Consider the following 8,764-nt stretch of genomic DNA (forward strand, 5'->3'; position numbering starts at 1 on the left):
GGCCGCCACCGGCAGCGCCGCCCTGGAGTCGGCCGCCCGGACCCACCCGGACGCCGTCATCCTCGACCTCGGCCTCCCCGACCTCGACGGGCTCGACATCATCCATGGGCTGAGAGGCTGGAGCGCCGTCCCGATCATCGTCCTGTCCGGGGACGGAGACCCCCGGCGCAAGATCCGGGCGCTGGACGCCGGCGCCGACGACTACGTCGTCAAACCCTTCTCCATGGACGAGCTCCTCGCCCGGCTGCGCGCGGCGCTGCGCCGCCCCTCCACCGCCACCGCCACCGCCACCGCGGAGGAGGCTCCCGCCAGGGCGGTCATCGGCGACCATGTCGTCGACCTCGCGGCCTGTACCGTCCGCCCCCTCGCCGGGACCCCCGAAGGGCCCGCAGGAGCGCGGCCCGTGCGGCTCACCCCCACCGAGTGGGCCATCCTCGGGCTGCTGCTGCGTCACCCGGGCCGGCTGGTCACCGGTCGGCGGATCCTCCATGAGGTCTGGGGCCCGGACAGCGAGGACAAGGGCAACTACTTGCGGGTCTACTTCTCCACGCTGCGCCACAAGCTCGAAAGGGACCCCGCCCGGCCGCGCCACCTGGTCACCGAACCTGGTCTCGGATACCGCTACCAGCCCTGATCCGGCCGGCTGCGCCGCACACCGCCGCACCCGTCGGCGGGTCTCCGCTCCCGGCGCTCCGGGGGGCGTGCAGACGGATCGTGTGCTGACCGCATGCCTCCGGGCGCCGATCCGCGCGGCCTGCGGCGGGGAAGGGTTGAGAGTGTGCCGGGCCGGTGCCCGGCGCCCCGGCGAGCACCATGCGAAGGGATCGGACATGGCCCGTATGCCGGGGGCGCGGTACCGCCCCGTCGTCAACGTCCACCATGACGGGGTGCGTGAGCGTCGCGGGTTGGTGCTCCATGTGCAGGACGACACGGGCAGCCCGTACGGCTGGTTCAACACCCCCGCGTCGCAGGCGAGCAGCGACTTCTGGGTGCGTCGTGACGGCCATGTCGAGCAGTACTGCGACACCGGTGTCGACTACGCCTGGGCGCAGGCCGCGGGCAACCCCTACTACGCCTCGGTGGAGACCGAGGGGCACCCGGACACCGCGCTGACCGACGCCCAGGTGGAGGCGGTGGCGCACATCTACGCCTGGGGCCACTCGGAGTTCGGCTGGCCGCTGGAGGTGGTCGACTCCACCACCCGGCACGGCTTCACGTACCACGGCGTCGGCGGTGCGGCCTGGGGCAACCACCCCGGCTGCCCCGGCGCGCTGCGCAAGGCGCAGCGGCCGGCGGTGATCGCCCGGGCGGGGGAGATCCTGGGCGGATCGGACGGGGAGTCGGTGAGCCTGGCCCATGTGGTGGCAGCGGCCCGGCGGGATCCGTCGGCGGCGCAGGGGCACACGACCCACCGTGCCGAAGTGCTGGTGGTGGAGCGGGCGCTGCGGGCCGAGGGCCTGCTGGCGGCGCAGTGGGTGGACGGCAGCTTCGGTTCCCGTACGGTGATCGCCTATGCGGCGCTGCAGCGGCGCTACGGCTACACCGGTACGGCGGCGGACGGCATCCCCGGCCGGGCCAGCCTGACCAGGCTGGGTGCCGCGCACGGCTTCACGGTCACCGCCTGAGTCCCCGCACGCACCTGACGTGACGTCAGGACACCTGGGCCCGCAGCCCGTCCAGCACCACGGCGAGGGTGCGCCTGCGGACGTCGGGGTCGTCGCCCGCGTAGTGCGCGGCGTGCGAGGCGCCGACCAGCAGGGCCAGCAGGGCCGGCAGATCCAGGTCGCCGCGGACGGCGCCGGCCTGCTGGGCCGCGGCGAGCAGCGCGCCCACCTGGTCCTGGATCTTCCGGCCCACGCCCTCGGAGGCGGTCCGGACGTCGATCCCGGCCTCGGCGAGGGCGTCGGCGAGGGCGTTCTTGGCGGCGGACTGCTCCACCGCCCGGCTGAAGAAGGCGAACAGCGCCTCGCCCGGCTGCCGCCCGAGGGAGAGGAGGCGGGTGTCCTCCGCGAAGCGCTCCAGCCTGGCCACGTACACGGCCTCCAGCAGCGCCTCCTTGGTGGGGAAGTGGCGGAAGACGGTGCCGATGCCGACCCCGGCCTCGCGGGCGACCTCCTCGGTGGACGCGGAGGTGCCCTTGGCCGTGAAGACGGCCTCCGCCGCGGCCAGCAGCCGGGCGCGGTTGCGCCGGGCGTCGGCGCGCAGCGGCCTGCCGCCGTCGGCGGTGGCGGGCTCGGGAGTCATCGGGAACCTCGGTCTCTGGCGCTGGACAAGCGGAGTAGCCAGTCCGTATTGTCAATCGGAGTTGCTACTCCGATTGTAGGGGCGCCGAGCGTCCCGTCGACCCGGGAGGCACCCGTGCAGACATCACATCCGGCCGCCGACCCGCGCACCGTCTTCGAGCGCCTGATCCGCGGGATCACCGACGGCGACTGGGAGCGGCTCGCCGACCTCTACGCCGAGGACGCGGTGGTGGAGCTGCCGTTCGCACTGCCCGAGCCGGTCCGGCTGGAGGGCCGCGAGGCCGTCAGGGCGCACTTCGCCGCGGCCGCCGGCGGCCCGCTCTCCCTCACCGTCCACGATGTGACGGTGCGTCTGACGGACGACCCCGAGGTGGTCGTCGCAGAGTTCGGCTACCGCGTCCGGACCGGGGCCGCAGGCCCGGTGTTCCAGACGGACAATGTGCAGATCCTCCGGGTCCGCGACGGACTCATCGCCGCCTCCCGCGACTTCCACAACCATGCCGCGCTCGCCGCCGCCCTGGCGGGGCCCCGGGCCACGCCCGCCGGCGCCGCGCCGCAGCACCGCTGAACCCGGCGGGCGGGCGCCGGTTCACCAGGAGAGCGCCACCTGGATGCACTTGCCCCCCTCGGCGGGGTGGGTGATCCGGACGCTCTCCGCGAGCCGGGTGACCAGCGGCCAGCCGAAACCCCCGGCGCCGGAGAGCAGATCCGGCTGCCGGGCCACCGGCTCGGCCTCCCAGCGGTCGAAGACGGAGACCTCCACCCGTCCCGGTTGCCAGCGCAGCAGCAGCGAGCAGGGACCGGGGGCGTGCCGGCAGGCGTTGGCGACCAGCTCGGAGACCACCAGCAGCAGGGTGTCCGCCCCGGCGCCGCCGTCGCCGGAGCCGCCCCCGTCGCCGGAGCCGCCGGTGACGGCCGCCACGGAGCGCATGAACGCGGCGGCGGCACGCCGGGCAAGCGCTGTGGTGCCCGGCATGCCGTCGAAGGTCTTGGTCAGCTGCACGGTCTCGGACACGTCCTTGGGACGTTGCCTCTCGGTGAGTCGGATACGGGCCCTTAGGCCACCTCGTACCACGCCGCCTACCCGGCCGCGGGCGGCTCATGGGTGCGCATCACCCGGAAGCCCCGGCCCGGTCGCGGCCCCGGGTACCGGATGCGAGGTTGGGGCGGGGGTGAGGGCCTGACCCTTCACTCCGCCGGCCGTACCCCGTCGTACGGCGGCCCGCAGACGGAGGAGCACCATGCGCGAATCGCGTCACCTGCCGAAGTTCGTCGTCGTCCCCCTGCTGGCGGTGGCACTGCTGGTGTCGGGCTGCTCCGGCTCCGACAAGTCGACGACGGGCAGCGCCGCCCACCCCGCCGCCGCGGGCTCGCCCTCGCCGACCAGCAGCGCGGAGAAGGTGAAGCACGCCAAGGCCAAGTTCGTGGTCGATGCGGGACTGGCGGCCGGCGCGACCTACCAGTGGATCTACAAGCCTTTCAAGGCGGGCAAGTTCAAGAAGGGCGCCAGTGGCCGCAAGACCGCCCTGGTCAAGGCGGGGCTGGCGGGCGCGTTCACCTACAACCGGCTGAAGGCGGCGCTCACCGCGGCCAAGGGTGACCCCACCCTCGCCAAGGCGATCGTCCCGCTGACCGCGGGTGTGGCTGCCCTTCAGCACAGCATCACCAAGATGCGCGACGGCAGCGACCCCGAGGCCGGTGCCAGTGAGTTCCAGGGCGTGATCGACAGCGTCAAGGACGCCGGCAAGTCCGCGGGCGCCGACGTCACCAACCAGGTGCCGTCGCTCGGCGAGCTCAAGTCCGGCGGCTGACCCGCCCCGCCCCGGACGCCAGGACGCGGCGGGCGGGGGCGCCGCAGCGCCCCCGTCCGCCGCCCGGCCGGGTGCCGCGCGCCCGTCCGTACCGGCCCGGCGAGCCCGCGTCCCGCACCGCCCGCAGGGTCAGGCGCGGGCCAGCAGCAACTGCTGCACATCCAGGTAGCCGGTGCGGAAACCGGCTTCGGAGTACGCCAGATACAGCTCCCACATCCGGCGGAAGACACCGTCGAAGCCCAGCGCGGCCACCTCCGCCCGCCGGGCGTCGAACCGCTCCCGCCACAGCCGCAGCGTCTCCGCGTAGTGCGGTCCGAAGCGGCGCCGGTCGAGCAGGCGCAGCCGGGTGTGCTCCGCGGTCACCCGCTCCACCGCCTCCACCGACGGGATGATCCCGCCCGGGAAGATGTACTTGTGGATCCAGGTGTAGGTGTCCTTGGTGGCCTCCATCCGGTCGTGCGCCATGGTGATCGCCTGGATGGCCACCCGGCCGCCGGGCGCCAGCACCCGGTCGATGGTGGAGAAGTACGCGGGCCAGTACCGCTCGCCCACGGCCTCGATCATCTCCACGCTCACCACCGCGTCGAACTCCCCCTCCACCGCGCGGTAGTCCTGCAGCCGCACCTCGACCCTGTCGGCCACACCGGCCTGTTCCAGCTTGGCCCGGGCCAGCTGCCGCTGCTCCTGGGAGAGGGTCAGGGTGAGGACGGTCGCCCCGCGCCGGGCCGCGCGCAGCGCCAACTCCCCCCACCCGGAGCCGATCTCCAGCAGCCGGGTGCCCGGCCCCACACCGGCCAGGTCCAGCAACTGGTCGATCTTGCGGTGCTGGGCGGCCTCCAGCACCTCCCAGCTCGCCACCGGGGCCGCGGTGCCGTCCTCCTCGAAGAGCGCCGAGGAGTAGGTCATCGACCGGTCCAGGAAGAGCGCGAACAGCTCGTTGGACAGGTCGTAGTGACGCTGGATGTTGCGCCGGGCGCCGTCCGGGGTGTTGCGCTCCGCCTTGGGCTGGGCCGCCACATAGAACCGCCGCAGCCACTGCAGCCCTGGTGGCACCAGCGTCTGCGGCGACCTGGCCAGCACGGTCAGCACCCCGGCCAGGTCGTCCGCGTCCCAGTCGCCCGCCTGGTACGCCTCGCCGAAGCCGATCAGGCCGCCCGCCCCCACCCTGCGGTGGAACGCCTGCGGCTGGTTGAGCCTCAGCACCGGCGACCCGGCCACCGCCGGCCCGTCCGGCAGCTCCACCCCGAGCCCCAGCCGCCGGGCGACCCTGTTCAGCAGCGCCTCGGACAGCCGGGCCCGCAGCGGTGCGTCCGGCACCCGTGCCACATCCGGCCACTGCTCGGGGTCGACCGGCCCCGGCTCCTGCCCGGCCCGGGGGCGGACGGCCTCCTGGGGCTGGTTCACCTCTCCATCGATCCCCTGACTCACAACTCTCCTCCCTCATACGGATGCCCCGGGAGTCCTGGGCACACGGTCAGCTTCAACCCTGCCCAGGCGGCGCGGCATTTCATCCGGCGCCGTTCGGGCCGCAGACCACCGGTCCACTGCGCCCCATGCGTCGCAACGGTTCGGCGGCGGGGAAACCTGACTTCACGTAGGGCGAAGAAGATTCACCCGTCCGGCGCATGGGTGCGTCACGACGGGGTATGCGGAGGCCACTGCACCCCGCCCAACCGGAGGCGGGGCACGCGTCCGAGGGAGGGATCAACCCGATGAGGGTCGACTTCGCAGCCACAGCCGCAGCCGCACCCGATGTGCAGGCACCCGTTGCACCGGAGGACGCCCCCACCACTCCTGCACCCCTGGACCTCCCGGCGATCCCGCCGGTCGAGGAGCTCGCCACCGAGGACGCACGAGCCCTGTCCAAGGTGCTCTTCCGGCGGATGGCCCAGCTGGAGGAGGGCACCCATGAGTACGCCTACGTCCGCAACACCCTGGTGGAACTCAACCTCGCCCTGGTGAGGTTCGCCGCCGGGCGCTTCCGCACCCGCAGCGAACCGATGGAGGACATCATCCAGGTCGGCACCATCGGCCTGATCAAGGCCATCGACCGGTTCGACATCGACCGCGGCCTGGAGTTCCCCACCTTCGCGCTGCCCACCGTGATCGGCGAGATCAAGCGCTTCTTCCGGGACACCAGCTGGGCCGTGCACGTGCCCCGCCGGCTCCAGGAACTGCGCCTGGACCTGGCCAAGGCCACCGACTCGCTCTCCTTCACCCTCGGCCGCGAACCCACCCCCGCGGAGCTCGCCGAACACCTGGGCCTGCCCGAGGAGGACGTCCGCGAGGGCCTGGTCGCTTCCGCCGGCTACACCGCCTACTCCCTGGACGCGCAGAGCGACGACGACGAGTCCGAGGGCGCCATCGCCGACCGGCTCGGCGAGGAGGACACCGGGCTGGAGGGCGTCCTGGACCACCATGCCCTCAAGCCGCTGATCCAGGCGCTGCCGGAGCGCGACCGCAAGATCCTCTCGCTGCGCTTCGGCGCCGAGATGACCCAGTCGGAGATCGGCGCGGAGCTGGGGATCTCCCAGATGCACGTCTCACGGCTGCTCTCCCGCATCCTCACCCGGCTGCGCCAGGGCATGGCCGCGTCCGAGCCGGCCTGAGAGCGGCCCACCGGCCGCCCCGCCGAAAGGCCCCTCCGTCCGCGGACGGCGGGGCCTTCGGGCACTGCCGGCTTCGGGAACTGCCGGGACTAGCGGGAGTGCATGGCCACGACGGCCCCGGTGACGATCGCCAGCACGGTCCAGGCGAACCAGAGCCAGGGGTCGGACTCGAAGACCGCGCTGTAGGCGCTCACCAGGACCAGGCAGGCCGCCGTGGCCAGGACCAGACCGCGGGCCTGACCGGTGAAGGAGCGGGGGTCGCGGGGTGCGGTTGCCATGGCTGTCCTCCCGGGATGCGGCGGCGGACTACCCGGCGGCGGCCTCGCCGCCACCGTCGGGAGCCCCGTACTCGTAGCGCCACCGCCACCGCCCGCGGGCGTCGTACTGCTTCGCCCGGTGGTACTCCAGCGTGGTGGCGGGCCGGTCCAGATGGGCGGGCACCGGTACCCGGTAGACCTTGGGCACATTGTTGAACGGACTCAGCAGGATCGGCAGCACCCTGCCGTCCAGCGGCCCGCCCACGAACTCGGTATCCGCACTCCTCATACCCGCAAGCTTCGCACCCCGCCCGGGGTTGCGGCACCCCGCGGTCCTGACCACCCCGGCCGGGGTCTTATCCTGCTCAGTACGCCCATGGGTTGCCCGGGCCCGCCGCGCCGCGGGATCCGGGGCTCCGGAGCCCCCGGCGAGGGTGATCTTGCATCGTTTCTGCTCCCCCCGCCCCTTCGGCTCCGTACCGTGGACCTTGGCAGAGCCGGTCGGCGTTCAAGGGCCGGTTCGCGGGATGTGCGAAGAAAGGGCTCGATGGACACCAGAAGCAGCAGATGGACGGACTGGTGGCGAGGCCGGGCACGAGCAGCGGACACCCCCGATGCGCGTGAAGCGGCGGCTTCGGCCAGACTGGATCTGCTGCTGGGGGCCGTCCGGTCCGGTTTCCCGGTGGCCCCGGCCGCCCGCCCCGCCGGTTACCGCTGCTCCTGCGACCGGGTCGGCTGTCCGGCTCCGGCCCGCCACCCGGTCTCCTTCGCCTGGCAGACGCAGGCCACCACCGACAGCGAGCAGATCGCCCGCTGGCTGTCCCGGGACCCTCAGGCCAACTTCGTCGCCGCCACCGGCCGTACCCACGATGTGCTGGACGTCCCCGAGGCGGCCGGCCGGATCGCCCTGGAGCGGCTGCTGGACCAGGACGCGGCGGGGCCGGTCGCCGCAGGCGACGGCCGTTACCTCTTCTTCACCGCCACCCGCGGCACCCCCGTGGACGAGGACGAGTGGTGGCCCTGCGAGCTGGACAGCCACCCCGACACGCTGGAGGAGCACCCGGGGCTGCGCTGGCACTGCCGGGGCTCCTATGTGCTGCTGCCGCCCTCCGTACTGCCCGACGACTCGGTGATCCGCTGGGTACGCGGCCCCCAGCACCCGCTGCCGGACCCGCTGCGGGTGCTGGATGTGCTCACCGATGCCTGCACCACCGTGGGAGCGGTGGCCGAGGAGCAGTGGCGGATCGGCTGAGCCCGGTCCGGCCGCGCCGCTGCGGCGCGGGACGTGCCGACGGGCCCCGGCTCCCGGGGCCCGTCGGGCGGGCGTGGGCGGACCCGGTCACGGCAGGGTGAGGATCTCCGTGCCCTCGTTGGTCACCAGCAGGGTGTGCTCGAACTGGGCGGTCCGCCTGCGGTCCTTGGTGACCACCGTCCAGCCGTCCTCCCAGATGTCGTACTCATGCGTGCCCAGGGTGAGCATGGGCTCGATGGTGAAGGTCATCCCCGGGCGGATCACCTCGGTGGCCCGCGGGCTGTCGTAGTGCGGCACGATCAGCCCGGAGTGGAACGCGGTGTTGATGCCGTGGCCGGTGAAGTCACGCACCACGCCGTAGCCGAACCGCTTGGCGTACGACTCGATGACCCGGCCGATCACATTGATCTGGCGACCCGGCCGCACCGCCTTGACGGCCCGGTTGAGCGACTCCCGGGTGCGCTCGATCAGCAGCTTGGACTCCTCGTCCACGTCGCCCACCGGGTAGGTGGCGTTGAGGTCGCCGTGCACCCCGTGGATGTAGGCGGTGACGTCGAGGTTCACGATGTCGCCGTCCTGCAGGACGGTGGAG

12 protein-coding genes are annotated in these 8,764 nt (G+C 73.1%); 6 read left to right on the forward strand and 6 right to left on the reverse strand.

All coding sequences use genetic code 11. The features are described 5' to 3' along the window. Together AOK09_RS11800 and AOK09_RS37640 are read left to right on the forward strand one after the other, a co-directional pair. Positions 1 to 634: winged helix-turn-helix domain-containing protein (locus tag AOK09_RS11800; RefSeq protein WP_055587112.1), on the forward strand; the 634-nt coding region annotated here is incomplete at its 5' end. A gap of 196 nt (positions 635 to 830) precedes the next feature. Next, positions 831 to 1,625: a peptidoglycan recognition protein family protein gene (locus AOK09_RS37640; protein ID WP_079062968.1), complete on the forward strand. Its 795-nt coding sequence runs from the start codon at positions 831 to 833 to the stop codon at positions 1,623 to 1,625. 25 nt (positions 1,626 to 1,650) lie between these two features. On the opposite strand, the gene AOK09_RS11810 is transcribed toward AOK09_RS37640, so the two are convergent. Then, positions 1,651 to 2,244 carry a TetR/AcrR family transcriptional regulator gene (locus tag AOK09_RS11810; RefSeq protein WP_055587113.1) on the reverse strand — a complete coding sequence of 198 codons (594 nt, stop codon included), beginning with the start codon at positions 2,242 to 2,244 and terminating at the stop codon, positions 1,651 to 1,653. A 114-nt stretch (positions 2,245 to 2,358) separates the two neighbouring features. Here AOK09_RS11810 and AOK09_RS40075 point away from each other — a divergent pair, with 114 nt between their 5' ends. After that, positions 2,359 to 2,811, forward strand: a complete 453-nt coding sequence (locus tag AOK09_RS40075; RefSeq protein WP_055587114.1) for a nuclear transport factor 2 family protein — start codon at positions 2,359 to 2,361, stop codon at positions 2,809 to 2,811. 21 nt (positions 2,812 to 2,832) lie between these two features. Here the strand turns inward: AOK09_RS40075 and AOK09_RS11820 are convergent, their stop codons facing one another. Further along, positions 2,833 to 3,258: an ATP-binding protein gene (locus tag AOK09_RS11820; RefSeq protein ID WP_055587115.1), complete on the reverse strand. Its 426-nt coding sequence runs from the start codon at positions 3,256 to 3,258 to the stop codon at positions 2,833 to 2,835. A gap of 226 nt (positions 3,259 to 3,484) precedes the next feature. On the opposite strand from AOK09_RS11820, the gene AOK09_RS11825 reads away from it, so the two are divergent. Continuing rightward, positions 3,485 to 4,054, forward strand: coding sequence for a hypothetical protein (locus AOK09_RS11825; RefSeq protein WP_107101313.1), 570 nt, complete (start codon positions 3,485 to 3,487; stop codon positions 4,052 to 4,054). 129 nt (positions 4,055 to 4,183) lie between these two features. Here AOK09_RS11825 and AOK09_RS11830 read toward each other — a convergent pair whose 3' ends face one another. Then, complete coding sequence (locus AOK09_RS11830; protein WP_055587116.1) at positions 4,184 to 5,458, reverse strand: SAM-dependent methyltransferase; 1,275 nt, start codon at positions 5,456 to 5,458, stop codon at positions 4,184 to 4,186. Positions 5,459 to 5,766: 308 nt separating this feature from the next. Between AOK09_RS11830 and AOK09_RS11835 the strand changes: the two genes are divergently transcribed. Beyond that, on the forward strand, positions 5,767 to 6,663 hold the full coding sequence (locus AOK09_RS11835) for an RNA polymerase sigma factor SigF (RefSeq protein WP_079062971.1): 897 nt from the start codon (positions 5,767 to 5,769) through the stop codon (positions 6,661 to 6,663). Positions 6,664 to 6,752: 89 nt separating this feature from the next. Here the strand turns inward: AOK09_RS11835 and AOK09_RS11840 are convergent, their stop codons facing one another. Further along, entirely contained in the window at positions 6,753 to 6,941 is a 189-nt protein-coding gene (locus AOK09_RS11840) for a hypothetical protein (RefSeq protein ID WP_055587117.1), read from the reverse strand. Positions 6,942 to 6,969: 28 nt separating this feature from the next. Further along, positions 6,970 to 7,209 (reverse strand): hypothetical protein, encoded by a 240-nt coding sequence (locus AOK09_RS11845; protein WP_055587118.1) that lies wholly within the window; start codon positions 7,207 to 7,209, stop codon positions 6,970 to 6,972. Between the two features lie 258 nt (positions 7,210 to 7,467). Here AOK09_RS11845 and AOK09_RS11850 point away from each other — a divergent pair, with 258 nt between their 5' ends. Further along, positions 7,468 to 8,172, forward strand: a complete 705-nt coding sequence (locus tag AOK09_RS11850; RefSeq protein ID WP_055587119.1) for a bifunctional DNA primase/polymerase — start codon at positions 7,468 to 7,470, stop codon at positions 8,170 to 8,172. 87 nt (positions 8,173 to 8,259) lie between these two features. Here AOK09_RS11850 and map read toward each other — a convergent pair. Continuing rightward, positions 8,260 to 8,764: type I methionyl aminopeptidase (gene map / locus AOK09_RS11855; protein ID WP_063795928.1), on the reverse strand; the 505-nt coding region annotated here is incomplete at its 5' end.

This window comes from Peterkaempfera griseoplana, assembly GCF_001418575.1.
In the GTDB taxonomy this organism is placed as follows: Bacteria; Actinomycetota; Actinomycetes; order Streptomycetales; family Streptomycetaceae; genus Peterkaempfera; species Peterkaempfera griseoplana.

Bases quoted from the DNA above. Each gene is read 5' to 3' on its own strand.
- AOK09_RS11840 (WP_055587117.1), bottom strand. From the start codon at position 6,941: ATGGCAACCGCACCCCGCGACCCCCGCTCCTTCACCGGTCAGGCCCGC.
- AOK09_RS11835 (WP_079062971.1), top strand. From the start codon at position 5,767: ATGAGGGTCGACTTCGCAGCCACAGCCGCAGCCGCACCCGATGTGCAG.
- AOK09_RS11850 (WP_055587119.1), top strand. From the start codon at position 7,468: ATGGACACCAGAAGCAGCAGATGGACGGACTGGTGGCGAGGCCGGGCA.
- AOK09_RS11845 (WP_055587118.1), bottom strand. From the start codon at position 7,209: ATGAGGAGTGCGGATACCGAGTTCGTGGGCGGGCCGCTGGACGGCAGG.
- AOK09_RS11825 (WP_107101313.1), top strand. From the start codon at position 3,485: ATGCGCGAATCGCGTCACCTGCCGAAGTTCGTCGTCGTCCCCCTGCTG.
- AOK09_RS37640 (WP_079062968.1), top strand. From the start codon at position 831: ATGGCCCGTATGCCGGGGGCGCGGTACCGCCCCGTCGTCAACGTCCAC.
- AOK09_RS11810 (WP_055587113.1), bottom strand. From the start codon at position 2,244: ATGACTCCCGAGCCCGCCACCGCCGACGGCGGCAGGCCGCTGCGCGCC.